Source organism: Micromonospora zingiberis, assembly GCF_004331455.1.
GTDB classification, from domain to species: Bacteria; Actinomycetota; Actinomycetes; order Mycobacteriales; family Micromonosporaceae; genus Micromonospora; species Micromonospora zingiberis.
On the sequence record NZ_SJJR01000006.1, the window covers coordinates 1 to 22,982 of the forward strand.

The 22,982-nt window shown below is 72.3% G+C and carries 18 protein-coding genes and 1 pseudogene; 9 read left to right on the plus strand and 10 right to left on the minus strand.

Going from position 1 to position 22,982, the window contains the following annotated elements; all coding sequences use genetic code 11:
* Positions 1 to 76 precede the first annotated feature (76 nt).
* Genes E0H26_RS10995 through thiC form a run of 3 tightly spaced genes read left to right on the plus strand, consistent with a single transcriptional unit; the run spans position 77 to position 3,266 of the window.
* Positions 77 to 874, plus strand: coding sequence for a thiamine phosphate synthase (locus tag E0H26_RS10995; RefSeq protein ID WP_131303497.1), 798 nt, complete (start codon positions 77 to 79; stop codon positions 872 to 874).
* The gene (gene thiD / locus E0H26_RS11000; protein ID WP_131303498.1) at positions 871 to 1,659 is read left to right on the plus strand and encodes a bifunctional hydroxymethylpyrimidine kinase/phosphomethylpyrimidine kinase; all 789 of its coding nucleotides are present in this window, start codon (positions 871 to 873) and stop codon (positions 1,657 to 1,659) included. Before E0H26_RS10995 ends, thiD begins: the two co-directional genes overlap by 4 nt.
* A gap of 14 nt (positions 1,660 to 1,673) precedes the next feature.
* A complete protein-coding gene (thiC, locus tag E0H26_RS11005) occupies positions 1,674 to 3,266 on the plus strand; it encodes a phosphomethylpyrimidine synthase ThiC (RefSeq protein WP_131303499.1) in 1,593 nt (530 codons plus the stop codon).
* An 8-nt stretch (positions 3,267 to 3,274) separates the two neighbouring features.
* On the opposite strand, the gene E0H26_RS29240 is transcribed toward thiC, so the two are convergent.
* The 4 genes from E0H26_RS29240 to E0H26_RS11025 form a co-directional block, all read right to left on the minus strand.
* A complete protein-coding gene (locus E0H26_RS29240; protein WP_165521815.1) occupies positions 3,275 to 5,995 on the minus strand; it encodes a hypothetical protein in 2,721 nt (906 codons plus the stop codon).
* 78 nt (positions 5,996 to 6,073) lie between these two features.
* Positions 6,074 to 6,403, minus strand: a complete 330-nt coding sequence (locus E0H26_RS11015) for a cupin domain-containing protein (RefSeq protein ID WP_131303500.1) — start codon at positions 6,401 to 6,403, stop codon at positions 6,074 to 6,076.
* Positions 6,400 to 7,350, minus strand: coding sequence for an LLM class F420-dependent oxidoreductase (locus E0H26_RS11020; protein ID WP_131303752.1), 951 nt, complete (start codon positions 7,348 to 7,350; stop codon positions 6,400 to 6,402). The genes E0H26_RS11015 and E0H26_RS11020 overlap by 4 nt, the downstream gene beginning before the upstream one ends.
* A 2-nt stretch (positions 7,351 to 7,352) precedes the next feature.
* Complete coding sequence (locus E0H26_RS11025; RefSeq protein WP_131303501.1) at positions 7,353 to 8,138, minus strand: ABC transporter ATP-binding protein; 786 nt, start codon at positions 8,136 to 8,138, stop codon at positions 7,353 to 7,355.
* A gap of 268 nt (positions 8,139 to 8,406) precedes the next feature.
* Between E0H26_RS11025 and E0H26_RS11030 the strand changes: the two genes are divergently transcribed.
* Both E0H26_RS11030 and E0H26_RS11035 read left to right on the plus strand, forming a co-directional pair.
* Entirely contained in the window at positions 8,407 to 9,432 is a 1,026-nt protein-coding gene (locus tag E0H26_RS11030; RefSeq protein ID WP_131303502.1) for an ABC transporter substrate-binding protein, read from the plus strand.
* 93 nt (positions 9,433 to 9,525) lie between these two features.
* A complete protein-coding gene (locus tag E0H26_RS11035; protein WP_131303503.1) occupies positions 9,526 to 10,386 on the plus strand; it encodes an ABC transporter permease in 861 nt (286 codons plus the stop codon).
* Between the two features lie 342 nt (positions 10,387 to 10,728).
* On the opposite strand, the gene E0H26_RS11040 is transcribed toward E0H26_RS11035, so the two are convergent.
* A complete protein-coding gene (locus E0H26_RS11040; protein WP_131303504.1) occupies positions 10,729 to 11,910 on the minus strand; it encodes an ABC transporter substrate-binding protein in 1,182 nt (393 codons plus the stop codon).
* A gap of 447 nt (positions 11,911 to 12,357) precedes the next feature.
* On the opposite strand from E0H26_RS11040, the gene E0H26_RS11045 reads away from it, so the two are divergent.
* Genes E0H26_RS11045 through E0H26_RS11060 form a run of 4 tightly spaced genes read left to right on the plus strand, consistent with a single transcriptional unit; the run spans position 12,358 to position 16,857 of the window.
* A complete protein-coding gene (locus E0H26_RS11045) occupies positions 12,358 to 15,444 on the plus strand; it encodes a sensor histidine kinase (RefSeq protein ID WP_131303505.1) in 3,087 nt (1,028 codons plus the stop codon).
* Positions 15,441 to 15,848: a roadblock/LC7 domain-containing protein gene (locus E0H26_RS11050; protein ID WP_067313320.1), complete on the plus strand. Its 408-nt coding sequence runs from the start codon at positions 15,441 to 15,443 to the stop codon at positions 15,846 to 15,848. The genes E0H26_RS11045 and E0H26_RS11050 overlap by 4 nt, the downstream gene beginning before the upstream one ends.
* 42 nt (positions 15,849 to 15,890) lie before the next feature.
* Complete coding sequence (locus E0H26_RS11055) at positions 15,891 to 16,253, plus strand: DUF742 domain-containing protein (RefSeq protein WP_131303506.1); 363 nt, start codon at positions 15,891 to 15,893, stop codon at positions 16,251 to 16,253.
* On the plus strand, positions 16,234 to 16,857 hold the full coding sequence (locus tag E0H26_RS11060; protein WP_131303507.1) for a GTP-binding protein: 624 nt from the start codon (positions 16,234 to 16,236) through the stop codon (positions 16,855 to 16,857). The genes E0H26_RS11055 and E0H26_RS11060 overlap by 20 nt, the downstream gene beginning before the upstream one ends.
* A 123-nt stretch (positions 16,858 to 16,980) precedes the next feature.
* On the opposite strand, the gene E0H26_RS11065 is transcribed toward E0H26_RS11060, so the two are convergent.
* The 5 genes and pseudogenes from E0H26_RS11065 to E0H26_RS30575 all read right to left on the minus strand — a co-directional run.
* Positions 16,981 to 18,069 carry a uroporphyrinogen-III synthase gene (locus tag E0H26_RS11065; protein WP_131303508.1) on the minus strand — a complete coding sequence of 363 codons (1,089 nt, stop codon included), beginning with the start codon at positions 18,067 to 18,069 and terminating at the stop codon, positions 16,981 to 16,983.
* Positions 18,070 to 18,417: a nitrite reductase small subunit NirD gene (gene nirD, locus E0H26_RS11070; protein ID WP_131303509.1), complete on the minus strand. Its 348-nt coding sequence runs from the start codon at positions 18,415 to 18,417 to the stop codon at positions 18,070 to 18,072.
* Positions 18,414 to 20,936 carry a nitrite reductase large subunit NirB gene (nirB, locus tag E0H26_RS11075; protein WP_131303510.1) on the minus strand — a complete coding sequence of 841 codons (2,523 nt, stop codon included), beginning with the start codon at positions 20,934 to 20,936 and terminating at the stop codon, positions 18,414 to 18,416. Before nirB ends, nirD begins: the two co-directional genes overlap by 4 nt.
* Positions 20,933 to 22,369 (minus strand): FAD-dependent oxidoreductase, encoded by a 1,437-nt coding sequence (locus tag E0H26_RS11080; protein ID WP_131303511.1) that lies wholly within the window; start codon positions 22,367 to 22,369, stop codon positions 20,933 to 20,935. The genes nirB and E0H26_RS11080 overlap by 4 nt, the downstream gene beginning before the upstream one ends.
* A pseudogene (locus E0H26_RS30575) lies at positions 22,366 to 22,968 on the minus strand (molybdopterin oxidoreductase family protein); the annotation flags it as partial. The pseudogene E0H26_RS30575 and the gene E0H26_RS11080, both read right to left, overlap by 4 nt.
* Positions 22,969 to 22,982 lie beyond the last annotated feature (14 nt).

The window sequence follows — 22,982 nt, forward strand, 5'->3', positions numbered from 1 at the left end:
TTTGTTCTATATTGCAGCGAGTGCGACGCGGTGCACTGCGGGCGAGACCTAGCTTTCATAACACACAGTGTTTCGGATGTGGGGGGGGGGGGGGGGGGGGAGGGGGGGGGGGGGGGGGGGGGGGGGAGTGCGGTGGGTGGTGCTGCGCGAGAAGGATCTGCCGCCGGAGGAACGCCGGGCGCTCGCCGCCGAGTTGCGGCCGATCCTGGCCGAAGCCGGAGGCACCCTGATCGTGGCTGGTCCCGACCCGCTACTGCCGCCGACCGCCCCTGATCCGGGCGGTGCCGGCGACGTGGGCCGACCGTTGGTCGCCCTGCACCTTTCCGCCGCCGGGCCGTACCCGCCGCCGGCCGCCGACCTGGTCGGCCGATCCTGCCACGACGAGGCGGAACTGCGCCGACTGACCACCGAGGACTACGTCACCCTCTCCCCGGTCCACCTCACCAGGACCAAGCCCGGGTACGGCCCACCCCTGCAACCCGAGGGTCTGGCCCGGCTGATCCGGCTCAGCCCGGTGCCGGTGCCGGTACTGGCGCTCGGCGGCATCGAAACACCGGCCCAGGTACGCGCCTGCGTCGAGGCAGGTGCCGCTGGCGTCGCGGTCCTCGGTGCGATCATGCGCGCCCCCGACCCGCGACAGGCTGCCGCCGCCCTGACCAGCGCCTTCCACACGGCCGTCACCCCGCCCAGCCCTGGCCCAGCTCCGCCCAGGCACCAAGTCGGCCCGGCGGTGACGACAGGAATGCGGCCGACCGTGCCCACGCGGGCATCACACCTGACCGGCCGGAGCGGGCGCGACTGGCCGCCGCCCGCCACCGCACCCACCGAGCCGGTCCACACCCCGACCACGACATCGACCCAGGGAGACCCGTGACCCCCACGACCGTGCTCACCGTGGCCGGCTCGGACTCCGGCGGCGGTGCCGGAATCCAGGCCGACCTGAAGGTCTTCGCCGCGCTCGGCGTGTACGGCACGAGCGTGCTCACCGCGGTTACCGCACAGAACACCCGGGGCGTGGACGCCGTCCTGCCGCTGCCCCCGCAGACGGTCACCGAGCAGCTCGACAGCGTGCTCTCCGACTTCGCGGTGCGGGCAGTCAAGACCGGGATGCTCGGTACGCCGGCAGTGGCGGCCGCGATCGCCGACGCGGCGGCGGCCGGGCGACTGCCGCAACTCGTCGTCGACCCGGTACTGGTCGCTACCAGCGGGCACCGGCTCGGTGTGGTGGCGGCGGTGGAGCGGCTGTTGCCGTACGCCCGGGTGGCGACCCCGAACAGCGCGGAGGCCGCGGCGCTCACCGGAGCCGCGGTGACGGACGTGGCGGAGATGACGACGGCCGCGCGGGCACTGGCGTCCGGTGGGCCGGAGTGGGTGATCGTGACCGGCGGTGACGTGGATGCGGGGGGCGAGGCGGTGGACGTCCTGCACGGTCCGGGCGGGACGACGGTGCTGCGTGCCCCCCGGGTGCCGACCCGGCACAGCCACGGCACCGGGTGCTCGTTCTCGGCCGCCACGGCGGTGCGGTTGGCGCTGGGCGATTCGGTGCCGGCCGCGGTCGCCTCGGCCAAGGAGTACGTGACCCGCGCGCTGACCGGCGCACGGGACTGGGAGTTGGGCGCGGGACGTGGTCCGTTGGACCACTTCGGCTGGTCCGCCTGAGCAGGGAGGTTGTCATGCAGGTGCGGCGCAAGGTGTACGTCGAGGGATCGCGGCCGGACCTCCGGGTGCCGTTCGCGGAGGTGGAGTTGACCGGGGACAACCCGCCGGTGCGGCTCTACGACACCTCCGGTCCGGGCTCCGACCCGCAGGTCGGTCTGTCGGCCCTGCGGGGACCGTGGATCGCCGAGCGGGGCGACGTGGCCCCGGTGCGTGGGCCCGGGACCCCCTTGGCGGGGGCGGACGGGAAGCGGCCGACGCAGCTCGCGTACGCCCGGGCCGGGGTGGTCACGCCGGAGATGGAGTTCGTGGCGATCCGCGAGGGCAGGTCGCCGGAGTTCGTCCGCGACGAGATCGCGGCCGGACGGGCGGTGCTGCCGCTGAACGTCAACCATCCGGAGTGCGAGCCGGCGATCATCGGCAAGGCATTCCTGGTCAAGGTCAACGCGAACATCGGTACGTCGGCGGTGAGTTCGTCGGTGGCCGAGGAGGTGGAGAAGCTGACCTGGGCCACCCGGTGGGGCGCGGACACCGTGATGGACCTCTCCACCGGCAAGCGGATCCACGAGACCCGCGAGGCGATCGTGCGTAACTCCCCGGTGCCGATCGGTACGGTGCCGATCTACCAGGCGTTGGAGTCCGTCGGCGGCGACCCGGTGAAGCTGAGCTGGGAGGTGTTCCGGGACACCGTGATCGAGCAGGCCGAGCAGGGCGTCGACTACATGACGGTGCACGCCGGGGTACTGCTGCCGTACGTGCCGCTGGCGGTGGATCGGGTGACCGGGATCGTGTCGCGCGGTGGTTCGATCATGGCGGCCTGGTGCCTGGCACACCACGAGGAGAACTTTCTCTACACCAACTTCCGCGAGCTGTGCGCGATCCTGGCCCGCTACGACGTGACCTTCTCGCTGGGCGACGGGCTGCGGCCGGGGTCGATCGCGGACGCCAACGACGAGGCGCAGTTCGCCGAGCTGCGCACGCTGGGCGAGCTGACGAAGATCGCCTGGGAGTACGACGTGCAGGTCATGATCGAGGGGCCGGGGCATGTGCCGATGCACAAGATCAAGGAGAATGTGGACCTCCAGCAGGAGTGGTGCCACGAGGCACCCTTCTACACGCTCGGTCCGCTGACCACCGACATCGCGCCCGCGTACGACCACATCACGTCGGCCATCGGCGCTGCCATGATCGGCATGTTCGGCACCGCGATGCTCTGCTACGTCACCCCGAAGGAGCACCTGGGCCTGCCGGACCGGGACGACGTGAAGGCGGGTGTGATCGCGTACAAGATCGCGGCGCACGCGGCGGACCTGGCGAAGGGGCATCCGGGCGCGCAGGAGTGGGACGACGCGCTGTCCAAGGCACGGTTCGAGTTCCGCTGGGAGGACCAGTTCAACCTCTCGCTGGACCCGGAGACCGCGCGGTCGTACCACGACGCCACGCTGCCCGCCGAGCCGGCGAAGACCGCACACTTCTGCTCGATGTGTGGGCCCAAGTTCTGCTCCATGAAGATCACCCAGGATCTCAAGGAGTACGCCGCCCGTGGCATGAAGGACAAGTCCGACGAGTTCGTCGCCGCCGGCGGACGCGTCTACCTGCCGCTGGCCTGACGGACCCGTCAGTCCCGGTGGTGCCGGCCGGTCGAGCGCAGCGAGCGACGGGACTTCTCCGGTGCGGACTCGTCCTCGCCCGCCGGCCGGCCCAGCCCGGTCACCCAGTCCACGTACTCCTCGTCCTGAGCCGGCAGCGGCTCCTCGCCGTCGGCCCCGTTGTCCGGGCGTGATTTGCCGCGCCGGAACAGGCCACGCCGACCCTTGTCGCGGTCGCCGCCCGGCTGGACGTCCTCCGGGGCAACGGCGGGTGCCTTGGTGAAGGCGGCGGACAGGTCGCGGGCGGTAGCCGTCGGGTCGGTCGCGACGGTCGGGGCGACGGCGAAGGCGGCCGACACCTCCCGCGCGGTGGTCGCCGGATCCAGTTCGGAGGGCGGAACCGGATCGGTGCCGCCGTGACCGGCCGGCGTCGTCGCGCTGCCGGTCGGGTCGGCACCGACGAAGGGTTCCGGGTTGGCGCGGGAATCGGCGGTTGCCGCGTCCTCGCCGGCCGGCAGCGGTTCGGTCGGCTGGGCGGGCGCGAAGGCGCCCCAGGGCGCCGCCGCGTGCAGTTCGGGCAGCGAGTGGCGGTGCCGGGGACGGGGTGCCCTCTCGGGCCGTACCTGCCCGGCTTCGTCGAACGTCGGCCGGGCCGGTTCGACCTCGCTCCCGGTACCGCGCACGGAATTGCTGACCGGAGACGGCTTTGGCGAGGTGACGGTGCCGGCGCCCGAGGTGACGTGGACGGTGGTGTCGGCGTGCGCTCTGGTGTCGCCGTGCGGGGTGAAGCCGGCGGTGGTGTCGGCGTTCGGCGGGGTGAAGCCGGCGGTGGTGTCGGCGTTCGGCGGGGCGATGCTGATGTCCTGGGGGGCCGCGGCGCCGTCGGGTGGGGTCGACATGTTGCCGTCCTGCGGAGGCTCGCTGGCGTCGTGCCCCTTCTTGGGCCGCCGCTCCGCACCCGCGACCGTCGTGCTGGTGCGTGGTTTCCGGGTCCGGGGCGCGGGTGCCTTGCCGGTCGTCGGCGAGGCCGGGCCTGAGGCCGATGCCGAGGTTGGGGCCGAGGCAGAGGTTGGGGACGTGGGCTGGGTCGGGGCCGGGGTCGGCGCCAGGGGCGAATCGGCGGCCCGTGCGGCGGGTGCGATGTCGCTGCCGTCGCCGACCGGCGCAGCTTCGTCCGCCGGCGCCGGGCCGGCTGCGGACGCAGGGCTTTCCGTCCGCTCAGGGCCGTCGGCCAGCGCGAAACCGTCCGCCAGCGCCGGGCCGGCCGCCGCCGCGGGCCCGTCCGCCAGGACAGGGCCGCTCGCGGGTGCGGGGCCAGCCGCCGGCACCGGATCGACTGCCAGGACTGGGCCGTCCGCCAGCGCGGTGTCGTCCGTCAGGATTGGGCCCTCCGCCAGCGCGGTGTTGTCCGCCAGCGGGGGGTTTACCGCCAGCGGGGGTAGGGCTGCCGGTACAGGGCCGGCTGCCGGTACAGGGCCGGCTGTCGGCGCCGGGTCGGTGGCTGGTGCGGGGCCGAACGTCGGCGCGGGGTTCAGCTCGGGCGCTGCGGTCGGCGGCAGGTCCTCTGCTGGGCCGGTTTCCGTGCCCGCCGGGACGCTGACGGCTGCCGCTGAGTCCGCCGGTGCCTCGGCCACGGCTGGGCCGACCACAGCGGTTCCGCCGATGCTGGTCGCCGGGCCGTTCGGTGCATCCGTGCTGCTGGTGATGGGTGCGTCCGCCACCGGGGCGGTCGGAAACCGGCCGGTCTGCTGATCTGGCCATTGCCAGTGGGGTGGTGAGTCGGCCGGGGCGGGGGGTTGCCCGGCCGGCCGGCCCGGCGCGGTGGGCAGCGCGGGTGTCGGGGGAAGCGGTTGCAGGATCGCGGTCGGTTCGATGGCTTCGGTGTCCGGGTCGGACCGACCCGCCGGGGGCCAGGGCAGCAGGGTGGCGGCGGTCGAGCCGAGCGCCCCGACGGCGACCGCGATCAGGGCGCCGTAGTACGGGGCGAGTTGGTAGCGGTCGGCGGGGTCGCCCGGCCCGGCGGTCAGGTAGGCGAAGGCCACCAGCAACGCACCGGCCACCCCACTCGGCCCGCTGACCATCGGCGGGTGTCCGCGCCACCGGGCGGCAGCTCCGCTGGCCAGGCCGGCCAGCAGGGCCGTCATCGGCAGGATCAGCAGGGCCAACTGCTGTGCCGCGTCGGCGGCGAGCCACGCCGGCTCCAGCACGCCGAGGCGGACCGGGGTCAGTGGCCCGCTGGCGTCCAGTGACGGTACGACCGACAGCAGCGCGATCAGCCACATCACCGTGGCCACGGCCGCCATGTTCCAGGCGAACGGTGGCCGGACCAGTACGGCCAACGCGGCGCCGGCCCCGACCACCGCGCCGAGGACGGCGCAGATGGCCACCGCCCAGACCGGGTCGACCGAGATGAGTTCGGCGTTGCGGGCCGGCTGCATACACAACGGCGCCACGACCGTGGCACCCAGTGCGGCGCTGCCGGCGATCGCCAGTTGCCGGCCGGTGCCGGTGGGCTGACGGTCGTGCCGGGCCGCCCGTTCGGTGAGTACGGCACCGATCACGGCGGCGTTCGCCGCGAACCAGCCGACCCAGACGAGCTGGGCCGGCCACTGGTTGACGGTGGCGCCGTCGAAGGCGCCGGTGAGCCGGACGGTGCCGAAGCCGAAGGCGAGGCCAAGCTGACCGGCTCCGGCCAGCAGGCTGACGCCGAACGACGTGAGCAGTAGGCGGCTCAAGGTCCGATTGGCCATGTCCGGCACGTTACGGTCCGTTGCCACCGATCGCCACCGGCACGCCGTGCGAGGTCGTAGTACCTGCTCGCGGCGGGTCTACTTGAGCTCGACCAGCCGGGCCAGGTATGTCGTGTCGCCGACGTTGGTGAGCATGTGCACGGCCCCCGGATCGCGGTAGACCACCCCGCCGGTCGGCTCGTCCGCATCGATCTTGATGCCGTCGACGGTCTGGATCACGTTCTTCGCGCCGTGTACGGCCACCACCAGGTAGGGGTGGTCGTGCCGGTGCAGCGGCTGCTGCTCGCCCGGTTCGAGCCGGATGTGCCAGACCCGAACCCGGTCGTTCTCGAAGACGATCTCCTGGCCCACCGGACCGAGTACCAGGTCCTGGTCGGTCGCTTGGGGATCGAGGGGGGTGTCGGTCATCGGCTTCCGTCCAGTCGGGGGAGCACCTCGGTGGCGATGAGCTCCAGGTGGTCGAGGTCGGTGAGGTCGATCAGGCGCAGGTGTACCCGCTCGGTGCCGATCGCCGCGAACTCGCCGATCCGGTCGACCAACTGCTGCGGCGAGCCGATCACCGAATCCTCGGGCGGTAGGGCGCTCTTGGCGTGCAGCGGGGCGGCTCGCCGCCGAGCTTCGGCGTCGGTACGTCCGACGGCCACCACGATGCCGGCCGAGAGCACCAGCGGTGGGCGTCCGGTGCCGGCCCGGTCGACCCGCTCGCACGCGTCCCGCGCCCGCTCGTACGCCTCGCCGGTCTGCTCCAGGCTGGTGAACGGCACGTTGAACTCGTCGGCGTACCGGGCGGCCAGCTCCGGGGTGCGCTTGGGCCCGCGTCCGCCGACGATGATCGGCGGCCCGGGGGTCTGCACCGGCTTGGGCAGCGCGGGTGCGTCGGTGAGCTGGTAGTGGTTCCCGGTGTAGCTGAAGGTCCCGCCCGACGGGGTGCGCCACAGTCCGCTGATCACGTCCAGCTGCTCGGCGAGCCGGTCGAAGCGTTCACTGGTGCCGGGGAACGGGATGCCGTACGAGATGTGCTCACGGGCGTACCAACCGGCGCCGATGCCCAGCTCGACCCGGCCACCGCTCATCTGGTCCACCTGGGCCACCATGATGGCCAGCGGTCCGGGCAGCCGGAAGGTGGCCGAGGTGACCAGCGTGCCGAGCCGGATCCGGCTGGTCTCCCGGGCGAGCGCGGCGAGCGTCAGCCAGGCGTCGGTCGGACCGGGTAGCGCCGGCCCGTCGTCCATCGCCTGGTAGTGATCGGCGCGGAGGAAGCCCTCGAACCCGCCCTCCTCGGCGAGCTGGGCGAAGCGGAGCTGGTCGTCGTAGCTGGCGCCCCGGTGCGGCTCGGTGAAGACGGCGACCCGCACGTTCATCGTCCTTCCGGGCCGGCGGTGGCCGGTTGGTCGCGTTCCATCAGCAGTTCGTGCAGATCGGCACTGACCTGGGCGACCTCCGCCAGGTGGGCGTTGCGGCCGAGGGTGCGGGGTCGGGGGATGGCCACCTCGACGATCTTGCGGACCCGACCGGGGCGTGGGCTGAGGACGACCACCCGGTCGGCGAGCAGTACGGCCTCGTCGATGGAGTGGGTGACGAAGACCACGGTCGCCCGGCTGGTCATGTGTACCCGCTGGAGTTCGCCGGACAGCTCCTCACGGGTGAGCGCGTCGAGGGCGGAGAAGGGCTCGTCCATCAGCATCACCCGGGGGTTGCCGATCAACGATCGGCACAGCGAGACCCGCTGTTGCATGCCGCCGGAGAGCTCGTGCGGCAGTCGCTTCTCGAACCCGGCCAGTCCGGCGACGTCGAGCAGTTGCCGGGCCCGGTCGCGGTGGTCGGCGCGTTTCCAGCCGAAGATCTCCACCGGCAGCAGGACGTTGTCCAGCACGCTGCGCCACGGCAGCAGGGCCGGCCGCTGGAACAGCATGGCGATGTCCTGGCGGGGTCTGGTGACCCGCCGACCGTCCACGACGACCTCGCCGGAGGTGACCGGGATCAGGCCGGCGATCAGCCGCAGCAGGGTGGACTTGCCGCAGCCGGAGCGGCCGAGCACGGCGACGAACTCGCCGTCGTCCACGTCGAGGTCGATGCCGCGCAGCGCTTCGACCCGGCCGCTGCGGCCGTCGAAGGTGCGGGACACCTCGGACAGACGGATCATCTCCGGTGCGCCTCCGCTGAGTCGACAGTCAGGAATCCGCCAAAGGCTATCCGGCTGGGTCCCGTATCGCACCATCCGGGGGCGGACATGACTTTGTATCCGTTCCGCAACGGATACGCCTGGCGTCGCAAAGGTGGCCTTCTCGTACGCTGTGCCCGCGAAGAGTCCCCTCAATGCGCGGTGTCGGCTTCCCTTCCGGCTGCCGGTGCCGCCCGACAACTCCCCTCCGGCGGCCCGACGCCCCGGTTGGAAAGGACAAGGTGCACTGATGAGAAGGCTGACCCGTTCGGTCGCCGCGGCCACGATGGCCACCGCCCTCGCTCTCGTCTCCGCGTGCAGCAGCGGATCGGACGACGACGACGCCAGCGGCGTGGGTTCGTCCCTGGAACAGGTGACGTACCTCACCTCGTTCGGCAACTTCGGGCGTGACGCCTACGCCTGGGTGGCGAAGGAGAAGGGCTTCTTCAAGGACGCCGGCTTCGAGGTCGAGATCAAGCCCGGCCAGGGCACCGGCGCCGTGATCCAGACGATCGTCGGCGGCCAGGCGCAGTTCGGCCCGATCGACCTGACCGGCGGCCTGCTCCAGCTCGGCAATGGCGACGCCAAGGACTTCGTCGCGGTCGCCGCGATCCAGCAGCGCACCATGGCCGCCATCGCCACCGTCGAGGGCACGGGGATCAACACCCCCAAGGACCTGGAGGGCAAGAAGCTCGCCGACACCCCCGGCTCCGTCGTACGTAACCTCTTCCCCACGTACGCCCGGATGGCCGGCATCGACTACGAGAAGGTGACCTGGGTCAACGGTGAGGCGCAGACCCTGATGGGCACCCTCGCCTCCGGTTCGGTGGACGGCATCGGCCAGTTCGTCGTCGGTCAGCCGACCATCGAGGCGGTGACCAAGAAGAAGGCCGTTCTGCTGCCGTACAGCAACGTGATGCAGGACCTCTACGGCAACGTGTTGATCACCTCGAAGCAGTACGCCTCCGAGAAGCCGGAGTCGGTGAAGAAGTTCACCGAGGCGCTGCTCAAGGGCCTGGAGTACGCCCTGGCGAACCCGCAGGAGGCGGCCGAGATCCTGGCCAAGAACGCCGAGGCGGTCAACCCCGCCGCAGCCGCCGCCGAGCTGCAGCTGATGGCCGGGTACGTCCGTTCCAGCAACTCCGGCACCGCGCTGGGCACGCTGGACAGCGGCCGGGTCGCCAAGAGCATCGCGATCCTGCGCGGCGCGGGCGCGCTGAAGTCGGACCTGACCCCCGACCAGATCATCGACTTCAACCTCGCCCCCAAGGCCTGAGGCCGACCACGTCGATGTCGGGTACGCCGCACCGGGCAACCGGTGCGGCGTACCCGCGTTCCGCGTCGAACCATGAAATCGCAGGAGGATCCGATGACCGACGTCCGCCCACGGCAAACGGTGGCGGGGAGTGTGCCCGAGCCGCCCCCGGCCGTACCGCGCGGCCGGCGGTGGCGCGCCGGTGACCTGCGGCTCGCCGCCGTCGCGGCGCTGCTGCCGGCGGCCGGCCTGCTGATCGCTCTCGGCCTGTGGTGGCTGGTCGCCCGGCTGGAGTTGATCCATCCGGCCGCCCTGCCGCCGCCCGGTAGCGTGCTGTCGGCGTTCGCCGAGCGGCCGGCACGGCTGCTGGAGCACACCGTGGACACCACGGGCGAGATCCTGCTCGGCTTCGCGCTCTCCGCGGTGGCGGGAGTGTTGATCGGCCTGGCGCTGGCCGCCTCACGCACGGTCGAGCGGATGTTCACCCCGCTGCTGGTGGCCGTCAACGCAGTGCCGAAGATCACTCTGGGCCCGCTGCTGGTGGTCGCGCTCGGCTGGGGGCAGAAGCCCATCCTGACCATGGTGTTCCTGCTCTGCTTCTTCCCGATCGTGCTGTCCACCGCGACCGGCCTGACCACCACGCCGGCCGAACTGGCCGAACTGGTCCGCTCCTACAACGCCTCGCGTTGGCAGGCGTTCCGCAAGGTCCGCTTCCCGGCCGCCCTGCCGCAGATCTTCGTCGGGCTCAAGGTGGCAATGCCGCTGGCCGCGATCGGTGCGGTCATCGGTGAGTTCCAGGCCGGCGAGAGTGGCCTCGGCTACGTCATCCAGCAGTACGCCGGTATCGGTGACACCGCCACGGCATGGGCGGCGATCATCCTGATCGCCCTGGTCAGCATCCTGCTCTACGCCGCACTGGTGCTCGTCGAGCGATTCAGCCTGCCCTGGCTGCGCGAAACCACCTCCAGCCGCTGACCCACCACCTGACCTGCGCCCCGCAGCCAAGGCCGGACCGACCGGCCCCCCGGACCGACCGGCCCCCCGGACCGAGCAAGCGGCCCGCACCCCACCACAACAAGACCAATCCACAACTGACGGTCTTCGTCGTGCCCACGGCCTGGCCGCCACATTCTGACGGCAGCGGTGCGCCGGGACCGGCTCGCGGACGCAGGTGTGGCCCCAGCACAACCGGCGCAGGGATCAAGCCTGACCGCCCGGAGCCGGTTGTGCTGGGGCCACACCCCACCTAGCTGACGGGGCACACACCCCCACCGAGCTGACCTGGGGACCACACCCCCACAAGAAACGAAGACCCGCTCAGCTAGCCAACCGCCAGCGGCCGTTGCGGGCGACCAACGTGGTCAGCGCCTGCGGCATCAGCCCGGAGTGGTTGTCCGGCGTCATCCGGATCGGCCCGGACAGCCCGTCCAGTTGCGAGGTCTCCAGCACGTTGCGCAGGGCCTCCCGGTCGACCTGACCGGTCTGGCCTCCGGCGCGCAGTTCGGCGTCCGCGATGAGCTGTACGGCGTCCGCGGCGAACGACGACGAACCGTGGTATCCGCCGAAGCGGGCGGTGTAGTCCTGGAACCACTGGCGCCGCGCCGCCTTCGCGGGGGTGGTGGCGATCACGTCGTCGATCACCATCGTCTGGGTGAAGACCAGCGTTGCCCGCTCCGCGGCCCGGGCCGAGGCGCCGAGGAAGAGATCACCTGCGGCCGAGGCGTCGAAGTACAGCGCTCCGGTGAAGCCAGCCTGCTTGACCGTGGTGGCGGCGAGCATGGCCTGCTCCGGAGGGGTCCAGATGACCAGGGCCTCGGGTTCTGCCGCGGCGAGTGCCGCGGCCTGCCGCTCGACCTCGGTGGCGGTGCTGCGGACCGATTCCTCGACCAGCAGCTGGATCCCGGCCTTGCTGAACTCGCCCCGCAGGGCGTCGACGCCCTCCCGCCCGTAGGGGTCGTCGCTGCGCAACAGTCCGACGGTGGCGATCCTGCGGCGGGACAGTTCGACGGTGAGGGCGCCGGCGTTGTCGGCGGCATTCGGGGCGAGCTTGAACACGTACCGCCGGTCCGCCACCGGGCTGGCCACGGCGCTTGCCGCGGCCAGCGCGACGGTGGGGATCTGCTTCTCATTGATGGTGCGGACGGCACCCACGGCGCATTCGTTGCAGCCGCCCATGATGATGGCGCTGACTCGGGAATCGTTGCTGAAGTCGACGATGTTGCGCAGCGACTCACTGGCGTCGGAGCGGTTGTCCTTCGGCAACAGTTCGATGGTCCGGCCGTTCAGGGCGCCGGAGGCATTCAACTGCTCGATCTTCAGTTCCAGCGCCTGCCGGTACGCCTTGCCGACACCGGCGGCCGCCCCGGACAGTTCCAGGTCGGCGGCGATGAAGATCGGCGAGGTGTCCTGCTCCTCTCCGCCGAACTGGCAGCCGGTGAGGGTGGTGGCCAGCAGAGCTGATGCGGCCACCAAGGCGGTCGCGGAGCGGAAGGGGGTCAACTCTGTCCTCCTGATGCGGCGCGGGCGGGGCCCGGTCACCGGTACGTAACCGTCCTCAGTGGATATTCTGAGCGGGTCTGCCGTACCGTGTGCGCGAAGCCTGCAAAACCTTGCCAATGCCGGGCGCTGCGGTCAAGCGGAGCCCTGGGGGCGCTTTTCGGGACACGAATCCCACATGTTGGGGTAACCAGATGTTTTCAAGCGCTCACTCAGGCGACACGAATGACCACTCTGGAGTTACATGCCCTGATCAAGGGCACCGTGGAAATGTAGGTATTAGTTGACCGGCTCACGGGACTCATGCCCGCCAACCGTTTCCTGCCCCACTGTGGCTTCCCAAACCCGATCCCGTCTGATGAAATCGCGGCCGTGCCGCGCGTGGCGCCGGCCGTCGCTCCAGGAACGGGTCGACGGGTCAGGCGCGGAGAAAACGACGGAGGCGATGTCGTGAGCACCGGACCGACGACCCTGCCCGCCAGCGGTGACGCCGCGCAGAACGGACGCCGCAGGTTACCCCGGCTGCGTGATGCTCGGATCCGGTCCAAGCTGGCGCTGATCCTGGTCGTTCCGGTGGCGGCGGTCATCGCGTTGGCCACGGTCCGGCTGATCTCCGTCGGTGAGGGCGCCTACGACGCGTCCGAGGCCCGTTCACTCACCGTCCTCTCGACCAAGATTTCCGCCCTGACGAACGATCTGCACGGCGAGCGGATGGCAGCGGCGGCCTATCTCGCCTCGCCCCAGCAGAAGGCCGACGCGTACAACCTGCGGGTGCGTCGTACCCAGGAGCGGATCGACGCGTACCGCGCGGAGCGGGCCCGGGTCGGCGAGGCTCCGGCCGCGGTCCGTGACCGCCTGGCCACCATCGACCGGCACCTGGACACGCTCGACGGCACCCGGCAGGAAGTGCTCGACCGCCAGCAGATGCAGGTCGCCGAGGCCGCGTTGCGCTACGGCGTCGTCCTGGCCGACCTGGTCTCCTACGGCGACGGGCTGGCCCAACTGCCCGGCGAGGAACGCCTCGCGGACACCCGGCGGGCGGTGGCGGCCTTCGCCCGCGCCAAGGCGGCCGTCGCCGAGGAGGAGTCCGTCGCGTTCACCGCGCTGACCACCGGCCGACTGGACAACGAGCAGTTCTCCGCGTTCGTGGCCACGCTGACCGGGCAGCAGGAAGCACTGCTGGCCTTCTCGCTGGCCGCCGACTCCAGCCAGCGTGATCTCGTCCACGGCACCGTCTCCGGTGACGCCGTGGTGCTGGCCGACCGGATCGCGACCGACATCAGCCGCTCGGTGGGTCAGCGCTCACCGGTCACCGCCCAGGACGCCACCGCCGCGATCGGCGCGGTACACGAGCTGATGCGCTGGGCCGAGATCGAGTTGCAGGACCGCCTCCTCGCCCAGGCCGAGCAGGCCCGTTCGGACGTCATCCGGCAGGCCATCGTCGAGACGACGCTGGTGTTGCTCACCCTGATCATCGCGGTGACGCTGGCCGTGGTGCTGGCGCGCTCGCTCAACCACTCGCTGCGCCGGCTCCGCGAGGGCGCGCTGTCGGTGGCCAACCACGACCTGCCCGAGGCGGTGCGCCGCCTACAGGGGATGGGCAACGTCAGCGACGGCAGCGTCGACGAGATCGTCCGCGAGGTACGGGATCCGATCCAGCTCAACAACCGCGACGAGGTGGGTCAGGTCGCCTCGGCGTTCAACGTCGTACACCGGGAGGCGGTCCGGGTCGCCGCCGAGCAGGCGGCCCTGCGGACCAGCGTCTCGGCGATGTTCCTCAACCTGGCCCGGCGTAGTCAGACGCTGGTCGACCGGATGATCGGCGAGCTCGACGCGATCGAGCGCGGCGAGGAGGACCCGAAGCGGCTCGCCCAGCTCTTCGAGCTCGACCACCTCGCCACCCGGATGCGCCGCAACGACGAGAACCTGCTGGTGTTGGCCGGCGCGGACTCGGCCGTGCCGCGCCGGGACGACGCGCTGCTGGTCGACGTGCTGCGCGCGGCGCAGTCCGAGGTGGAGCTCTACAACCGCATCGAGTTCGGCACCGTCGACACCGACGTGTCGGTGGCCGCGCACGCGGTCAACGACGTGGTACGGCTGGTCGCCGAACTGCTCGACAACGCCACCCGGTTCTCGCCGCCGAACACCACCGTGGTCGCCGACGGCCGGCGGATCCGCGACTACGTGCTCATCCAGATCGAGGACCGCGGTCTGGGCCTGACCGACGAGCAGATGGACTCGCTCAACCGGCGGCTCGCGGCGCCCTCCGACGTGGACGTCTCGGCGTTCCGGCTGATGGGCCTGGCCGTGGTCAGCCGCCTCGCGGCTCGCTACGGCATCCGGGTCGAGCTGCGCCGCAACGTCGACGGTGGCACGGTCGCGCAGGTCACGCTGCCCGCCGCCACGGTGATCCTGCCGAGCCTGCGGGGCCGCGACCAGATCACCCGCCCGCGCCAGCCGCTCGCTGTCGAGCAGGCCCCGCCGAGTGCCGGTGACCCGCTCGCCGGAGCGGGGCGCAGCACCACCGCGATCCTGAACGACCGGTGGCGCAACAGCCCGTCGACCAACGCGCCCTGGCCGGCGACCGAACCGGCGCCGCCGAGCGCCCCACCGACGCACACGTCGCCACCGGCGTACGCGGGCGGATTCAACGCGGGCACGCCCACCGTCGCGCAGCCGACCCTCGACCCGCTGCCGTACCGGACGCCGAACGCTGCCGGCCAGCCGCACCCTGCCGCGCCGGTACTGCCGGTCGGCCCAGTCGCCGGTGCGGCGGTCACCGCGCCGAACGGCTTCGCACCCGCGGCGGGCCAGAGCGCGGGCAGCGGCTACGACAACTCGACGTTCGGTGGGCGTGGGCTGGGCGCCAGCCTGGCCGCCACCACCCCGGTCGCGAGCGCACCGATCACCGCCCCGCCCGAGCAACAGGCCGAGGCTCCGATCTTCCGCGAGATGGAGGCGGTCTGGTTCCGGTCGCACGGCAACGACGTGACGACCATCTTCAGCCGGCCCCAGTTCGACGAGCCACCCGCGCAGCCGGTCGCCGGCCAGTCGGTACCGGCCGTCGAGCCGACCAGGGGGCGCAGCCCGCTGCCCACCCGTACGCCGGGCGCGGCAGCCGGCGGGGCCCCGACGCCGGCGCCTCCGTCGTACCCTCCGCCGTCGGCGGCCTCGACGGGAACGCTGCCCACCGCGCCCCCGCCGCCCGCACCCGCACCGGCCGCGCCCCCGCCGGCCACCGGTTCCGGTGCCTCCGGCGACGACGCGTGGCGGACCGCGGCCGACGAGGGCTGGTCGCGCGCCAGCCTGGCGGCAGAGCCCACCCCGGCCGGGACGACCCGGTCCGGGTTGCCGAAGCGGGTGCCGCAGGCGCAACTCGTACCCGGCGGGATCGAACCCCGCAGCGGACGGGAGCACAGTCGGCGTACGCCGGACGAAGTACGCGGTCTGCTGTCGGCCTACCACCGCGGCGTCCAGCGCGGCCGAACGGCCGGCGCGAGTCAGAACAGCACCTCGACCAAGGAGACGAGCCGATGAACAGGCCCGCGGCCATGCAGGACATGGGTTGGCTGCTCACCAACTTCGCCGACAGCGTGGCGGGCATCGCCCACGTGGTGGCGGTGTCTGCGGACGGGCTGCTGCTCGCCTCCTCCCGCGACCTGCCAACGGACCGAGCGGACCAGCTCGCCGCCATCACCTCCGGCGTGGTCAGCCTGACCGAGGGAGCCGCGCGGATGTTCAGCGCCGGCGGCGTGTTGCAGACGGTCATCGAGATGGACAGCGGCTATCTGTTCCTGATGTCCATCAGCGACGGTTCGTCGATGGCGGTGCTGGCGGCGCGTAGCTGCGACGTCGGCCAGGTGGGCTACGAGATGGCATTGCTGGTCGAGCGGGTCGGAGCGGCGCTGGTGCCGTTGCCCCGGGACGCGGTGCGGTCGTAACGGGTGCGGTGCGACGGCGGACGGGAGAGGAGGTGATCGCGGATGGACCAGCGGCGTGACCCACGAGGTGCGCTGGTGCGGCCGTATGCGGTCACCCGGGGCCGCACCGAGCCGCTCCAGGACATCGCCCTGGAAGCGGTGCTGATCGCCAGTCCCACCCAGATCGCCGAGTCGCGGTTTGCCGGGCACGACAAGCATCGCATCGCCATGGTCTGCGAGGGCCGGCCCGAGTCGTTGGCGGAGATCGCCGCGTACACCCGGCTACCGCTGGGTGTCGCCCGGGTGCTGGTCGCCGACATGGTGGCCGAGGGCCTGTTGTCGCTACAGACGGCCGCTCCCGCCACAGGTTACGAGGAGCGGATGGAAATGCTGGGAAGGGTGCTGAGTGGACTTCGCGAGCTATGACCCCGCCGGGGCCCGCCAGAGCCGGGGAATCATCTCCGCGAAGATCGTCGTCGCGGGTGGCTTCGGTGTCGGCAAGACCACGTTGGTCGGCGCGATCTCGGAGATCACACCGCTGACCACCGAGGCGGTGATGACCGCGGCGGGCGTCGGCATCGACGACCCGTCCAAGGTGCCGGGCAAGGAGACCACCACGGTCGCCATGGACTTCGGCCGGATCACCATGGCGCAGGATCTGATCCTGTACCTCTTCGGCACACCTGGGCAGACCCGGTTCTGGTTCATGTGGGACGAGATCATCCGTGGCGCGGTGGGCGCGGCGGTCCTGGTGGACACCCGCCGGATCACCGACGCGTTCGCCCCGCTGGACTACTTCGAGAACCGCAACCTGCCGTACGTGGTGGCGCTGAACCGGTTCGACGGCGCACCGCAGTACGAACTGGAAGAGGTGCGCGAGGCGCTCGCCATCTCGCCGGACGTGCCGCTGGTGCTGACCGACGCCCGGCGGCGCGAGTCGGTCAAGCAGGTGATGGTGACCGTCGTCGAGCACGCCATGGCGCGGCTTCAGGCCGAGCACGACCGGGGTTTCCCGACGCCGGTCGGCTGACCCTGACGGGCACCCGTCCCGCCTGCCCGGCTCTGCCCGGGTGCGGCGGACGGGTGCCCGTCGGGTGTTAAGCGGGGCCCCCTGTACTACCGCAGGCGTTAAGAAGGGGCCCTTCCTTTCACGTCAGTCGACGCGGAGGCGGTAGCCGCGCTTGACGACCGTCTGGACCACCCGAGGTGCTTTCAGGCCGGCCCGCAACCGGGCCACCGCCATCTCCACGGCGTGCTCGTCCGCGCCGCGCGGCAGCGTACGCAGCAGGGCGGTACGCGACAGCACCCGACCCGGGGTCTGGGCCAGTGCCCGCAGTACCGCCATCGGTGCGGGCGCCAACGGACGCAGGTCACCGTCCACCACGGCCGCGTGCCCACGCAGAGTGAGCAGGTGCCCGGCGACCTTGAGGGTGACCGTGCGTCGCGGCAGTTCGTCGACGATGGTGCGCACCAGCGCGCCCAGCCGGGCCCGGCTCGGCGCGCTCACCGGCACGCCCCGCCGGATCAGCGGCTCGGCCGTGACCGGGCCGACGCAACTGGCCAGCACGTCACTCCGCAACGCCTCCAGCACCGTTTCCGTCCGGTCACCGGCGGCGCGCAGCAGCGCCTCCGCCGCCGGGGCCGAGGTGAAGGTGACCGCGTCCACCAGCCGGCCGGCCACCAGGTCGACCAGCCGGTGCAGCGGGGCCGGGTCGGTCGGTGGCGCCCAGCGGTAGACCGGAATCTCGATGACCGTGGCCCCGGCCTCCTCCAGCGCCCGGGTGCACTCGGGCTGCCGTTCGCCGTGCAACTGCATGGCGATCACCTGCCCGGCCACGCCCCGCCGACGGAGATGGTCGACGACCTCGTCACAGCTCTCCGACTCGGGCGACCACTGGTCGTACAGGCCGGCCGCGCGAATCGCACCGCGTGCCTTCGGGCCCCGGGCCACCACGTAGGCGTCGCCGAGCACCGAGCGCAGCGGCTCCGCGACCCCCCATCCCTCGGCCGCTTCGAGCCACCCGCGCATGCCGATCCCGGTGTTGGCCATCAGTACGTCCGGTGGCCGGTCCAGGCAGGCCCGGGTGGCCTCGCGCAGCGCGGTGTCGTCCGCGAGCGGCACGATCCGCAGCGCGGGGGCGAGCACCACCCGCGCACCGCGCCGCTGGAGCAGCGCGGCGAGTTCGTCCCGCCGCCGGTCGGCGGTCACCCCGATGGTGAAGCCGGCCAGTTCCTCGCGCATTCACTCCTCCTGTCGCAGCCGCACCTCGACCATGCCGTCCCGGCAACGGATCTCGTGCCGGGTCACGCAGACCCCAGGCAGGTCGAGACAGTCCCCCGTACGCAGGTCGTACACCTGCTTGTGCAGCGGCGAGGCGACCGTGGGCACGCCGTGGCGGCTGCCCACGATGCCCCGGGACAGCACGTACGCGCCGGTGACCGGGTCTCGGTTCTCGATCGCGTACAACCCGTCGGTGGTCCGGAAGAGCGCGACCTGGACGCCGTCGACCAGGGCGGCGACGCCCCGGTCCAGGTCCAGTCGGCCCAGCGGGCAGACGGTGTGCCAGCGCACGGTCGTCGCGGTGTTCATCGCCGCACCTCCGGCAGTCCGAGGGTGACCGGTTGACGGTGCTCGGGTGAGGGTGGCCGGCCACCGACGGGTACGGGTTGTCCGCGTTCGGTGACGAAGGTGATCGACGGGTCGGGTACGTCCGGCGCGTTGACGAAGGAGGTGAACCGGCGCAGCCGGTCCGGGTCGGTGAGCACGTCCCGCCACTCGTCCGAGTACGACTGCACGTGCCGGGCCATCGCGGCGTCCAGCTCGGCGCAGAGTCCGAGCGAGTCGTCCACGATCACCGAGCGCAGATGGTCGAGGCCACCGTCCAGGGCCTCGATCCAGGCGGCGGTGCGTTGCAGCCGGTCGGCGGTGCGGACGTAGTACATCAGGAACCTGTCGATCAGCGTGATCAGCGCTTCCGTGGACAGGTCGGTGGCGAACAGGTCGGCGTGCCGGGGCCGGAAGCCGCCGTTGCCACCGACGTAGAGGTTCCAGCCGGTCTCGGTGGCGATGACGCCGAAGTCCTTGCTGCGGGCCTCGGCGCACTCCCGGGCACAGCCGGAGACGGCTGACTTGATCTTGTGTGGGCCGCGCAGCCCTCGATAGCGCAGCTCCAGCGCGATGGCCAGCCCGACCGAGTCCTGCACGCCGTACCGGCACCAGGTGGAGCCCACGCACGACTTGACCGTACGCAGCGCCTTGCCGTACGCGTGCCCGGACTCGAACCCGGCGTCGACCAGCCGCCGCCAGATCTGCGGCAGCTGCTCGACCCGGGCGCCGAACAGGTCGATCCGCTGCCCTCCGGTGATCTTCGTGTAGAGCTGGAAGTCCCGGGCCACCTCGCCGATGACGATCAACTTCTCCGGGGTGATCTCACCGCCGGGGATCCGGGGCACCACCGAGTAGCTGCCGTCGCGTTGCAGGTTCGCCAGGAAGTGGTCGTTGGTGTCCTGCAAAGAGGCCTGCTCGCCGTCGAGGATGTGCCCGTTGCCGAGCGAGGCGAGGATCGAGGCGACCACCGGTTTGCAGATGTCGCAGCCCCGTCCCCGGCCGTGCTCGGCGATCAGCCGGGAGAAGGTCCGGATGCCGCGTACCCGGACGATGTCGAACAGCTCCTGGCGGCTGGTGTCGAAGTGTTCGCAGAGCGCCCGGGACTGGGTGACGCCGGCCGCGTCGAGCAGCTGCTTGAGCATCGGCACGCAGGAGCCACAACTGGTGCCGGCCCGGGTGCACGCCTTCAGGGCGGCCACGTCCGCGCAGCCGTCTCCGATCGCCGTGTCGATGTCCGCCCGGGTGACCGCGTTGCAGGAGCAGACCTGCGCCGACGCCGGCAGCGCCCCGGCCGTCGCCCCGGCGGCACCGGCCGGGGCGAGCAACGCCAGCGGGGCGTCCGGCAGCGACCCACCCACACTGGCCCGCAGGGTCGGGTAGGCGCTGGCATCGCCCACCAACACACCGCCGAGCAGCGTCGTCGCGTCGTCGGAGAGCACCAGCCTGGCGTAGACCCGGGTGGCCGGATCGGTGTACGTCACGTCCAGGCAGCCCGGCGTCGTGCCGTGCGCGTCGCCGAACGAGGCCACGTCGACGCCGAGCAGCTTGAGCTTGGTGGCGGTGTCCGCGCCCGGAAAGGTGGCCGCCCCGCCGACCAGCCGGTCGGCCACCACCTCGGCCATCGCGTACCCGGGAGCGACCAGGCCGTAGCAGGTGCCCTCGACCGCCGCGCACTCACCGACCGCGTAGATCCGGTCGTCGGAGGTCCGGCAGGCGTCGTCCACCAGCACACCGCCGCGCGGGCCGACGTCGAGCCCGGCCGAGCGGGCCAACTCGTCGCGGGGGCGGATGCCGGCGGCCACCACCACCAGATCGGCGTCGAGACGCGTGCCGTCGGCCAGTTCCAGGGCGGCGACCGTACCGTCCGGGCCGGGCCGCAGCCCGGTGGTGGCCACCCCGAGGTGACAGGCCACCCCCAACTCCTCGACGTAGCGGCGGAGCATCGCGCCCCCGGCGGTGTCGACCTGCACCGGCATCAGCCGGGGCGCGAACTCCACCACGCTGGTGGTCAGGCCGAGCAGGCGCAGCGCGTTCGCCGCCTCCAGGCCGAGCAGACCGCCCCCGATCACCGCGCCGGTTCGTCGGCCCTGGGCGTGCTCGCGGATCGCGGCCAGGTCGTCCAGGGTGCGGTAGACGAAGACCCCGGGCAGGCCGGCGCCGTCCACCGGTGGCACGAACGCCGACGAGCCGGTGGCGAGGACCAGCACGTCGTACGGGTACTCGCCGGTGGCCGTCGTCACCACCCGGCGGGCCCGGTCCACCCCGGACACCGGCTCGCCGAGGCGCAACTCCACCCCGTCGTACGGGGTGTGCAGGTTCAACTCGTCGTCCGAGGCGCCGTCGAAGTACGCCGAGAGCCGTACCCGGTCGTACGCCGGTCGGGTCTCCTCGGCGAGCACCGTGACCCGCCAGCGGCCCTGCGGGTCACGCGAACGCAGCGCGTCCACGAACCGTTGCCCGACCATGCCGTTGCCGATCACGACCACGCTGCCGCCGGTCATCGTCCCACCTCCACCGGATCCGCTCTGGACAACCAGTCGACGATGCCGGCGACCGCGTCCCGGCACCCGCCGCAGCCGGTACCGGCCCTGGTCCCGGCGACGACCTCGTCGAACGTGCGCGCCCCGCTCCGCCAGCAGTTCACCAGCGCGCCCTTGCTGACCGTGTTGCACTGGCACACCGTGGCCGCCTCGGGCATCAGCGCCGGGGAGGCGGCGGGAGTCGCCACGGCACCCCCCACGGCCCGGCCGAGCAGCAGCGACCGCCGGTCGGCGGGCACCGGGTGGCCCCGATCGAACAGCTGGATGACCGTGCCCACCGACGGGTTGTCGCCGAGCAGGATCGCGGCGGCCAGCCGCTCGTCGTGGATGCGCAGTCGGGCGTACGTGCCCCGCGCCGGGTCGGCGAAGGTCAGCTCCTCGCCGGGACCGCCGGCCGGGTCGCCCATCGCGGCGAGATCGATGCCGGCCGCCTTGAGCCGGGTCACCACCGGCCGGGGCCGGTAGCGGGCCAGCGAATCCTCACCGGTCAGCAGTTGGGCCACCACCCGGGCCTGCGCCCAGGCCGGCGCCACCAGCCCGGTCGGGGCCGCGCCGTGCTGGGCGCAGTCGCCGATCGCGGAGATCCGGGGATCGTTGGTGTGCAGCCGGTCGTCGACCAGCACACCTCGCCGTACCGTCAGGCCGGCCGCCTCGGCGAGCGCCGTGTCGGGGCGTACCCCGCAGGCCAGCACCAGCAGGTCGGCGGCGAGTGAACGCCCGTCGGACAGGGTCAGGCGTACCCCGGTCGCGTCGGCCGCCACCGCGACCGGCGCGACGGCCAGGTGGGTGGTGACGCCGAGCCCGGCGAGCGTGCCGGCGAGCATCTCACCGGCGACCGCGTCGAGCTGGCGCTCCATCAGGTACGGCACCCGGTGCACCACCGCGACGTCCAGGCCCCGGGTGGCGAGCCCTCGGGCGGCCTCCAGGCCGAGCAGCCCACCGCCGAGCACCAGGGCGCGGCGGGCGCCACCGGCCAGGGCGAGGATGCGCCGGCAGTCGGCCAGGGTACGGAACGCGACCACCCGCTCCGGCAGCCGCGCCGGGTCGAGGCCCGGCAACGTCGGCACCACCGCCCGCGCGCCGGTGGCCAGCACCAGGTGGTCGTAGCGGATCCGGTCGCCGTCGTCGGTGCGTACCTCGCGGGCCGCGCGGTCGATGGCGCGCACCGCGACTCCGGTACGCAGGTCGACACCCCGCCCGATGGCCTCCGCCAGCTCCACGTCCGGCTCGCTGATCTTGCCGGCGAGCAGCGTGGACAGCATGATCCGGTTGTACGCCCGGTGCGGCTCCGCCCCGAGCACGGTGACCTTCAGGTCCTCCCCCCGGCCGGACAGTTCGGCGGCCAGCCGAGCCCCGGCCATCCCGTTGCCGACCACCACAACCCGCCCGGTCACCGGTCCACCCCGCTGCACTCCGCCCTCTCCACGCGGACTGCGCAGATCTTGAACTCGGGCATGCCGGAGACCGGGTCGACGGCGTCGTTGGTGACCGAGTTGGCGCGGGCCGCCCCGCCCCAGTGGAACGGTGCGAAGACCGTGTCCGGCCGGATCGCCGGACTGAGTCGGGCGGGCGCCTGGAACTCGCCCCGTCGGGAGAGCACCCGGACCGGTTCGCCGTCGGCCACCCCGAGCCGGTCGGCGAGGTCGGGATGCAACTCCACGAAGGCGTCCGGGGCGGCCTGGCGCAGTGCGGCCACCCGGCGGGTCTGGGTGCCCGACTGGTACTGGGCGAGCACCCGACCGGTGGTGAAGTGCAGCGGGTACTGCGCGCAGACCTGCTCGGCCGCCGGCCGGTGCTCCACCGGATGGAACCGGGCCCGACCGTCGGGAGTGGCGAAGCCGTCGGCGAACAGGCGCGGCGAATCCGGCCCGTCGTCGCGCGGGCACGGCCAGAACACTCCGTCGGCGGCGTCGATCCGTTCCCAGCTGATCCCGGCGTAGTCGGCGATCCCGCCGGCGGAGGCGCGGCGCAGCTCCGCGAAGACCGCTTGTGGGTCCGCCTCCGGCC

What these genes read in the sequence shown, in the direction of transcription:
- E0H26_RS11055 (WP_131303506.1), top strand. Translation starts at nt 15,891, where the DNA reads ATGGACCAGCGGCGTGACCCACGAGGTGCGCTGGTGCGGCCGTATGCG.
- thiC (WP_131303499.1), top strand. Translation starts at nt 1,674, where the DNA reads ATGCAGGTGCGGCGCAAGGTGTACGTCGAGGGATCGCGGCCGGACCTC.
- E0H26_RS11030 (WP_131303502.1), top strand. Translation starts at nt 8,407, where the DNA reads ATGAGAAGGCTGACCCGTTCGGTCGCCGCGGCCACGATGGCCACCGCC.
- nirD (WP_131303509.1), bottom strand. Translation starts at nt 18,417, where the DNA reads ATGAACACCGCGACGACCGTGCGCTGGCACACCGTCTGCCCGCTGGGC.
- nirB (WP_131303510.1), bottom strand. Translation starts at nt 20,936, where the DNA reads ATGACCGGCGGCAGCGTGGTCGTGATCGGCAACGGCATGGTCGGGCAA.
- E0H26_RS29240 (WP_165521815.1), bottom strand. Translation starts at nt 5,995, where the DNA reads ATGGCCAATCGGACCTTGAGCCGCCTACTGCTCACGTCGTTCGGCGTC.
- E0H26_RS10995 (WP_131303497.1), top strand. Translation starts at nt 77, where the DNA reads ATGTGGGGGGGGGGGGGGGGGGGGAGGGGGGGGGGGGGGGGGGGGGGG.
- E0H26_RS11025 (WP_131303501.1), bottom strand. Translation starts at nt 8,138, where the DNA reads ATGATCCGTCTGTCCGAGGTGTCCCGCACCTTCGACGGCCGCAGCGGC.
- E0H26_RS11035 (WP_131303503.1), top strand. Translation starts at nt 9,526, where the DNA reads ATGACCGACGTCCGCCCACGGCAAACGGTGGCGGGGAGTGTGCCCGAG.
- E0H26_RS11065 (WP_131303508.1), bottom strand. Translation starts at nt 18,069, where the DNA reads ATGCGCGAGGAACTGGCCGGCTTCACCATCGGGGTGACCGCCGACCGG.
- E0H26_RS11050 (WP_067313320.1), top strand. Translation starts at nt 15,441, where the DNA reads ATGAACAGGCCCGCGGCCATGCAGGACATGGGTTGGCTGCTCACCAAC.
- E0H26_RS11015 (WP_131303500.1), bottom strand. Translation starts at nt 6,403, where the DNA reads ATGACCGACACCCCCCTCGATCCCCAAGCGACCGACCAGGACCTGGTA.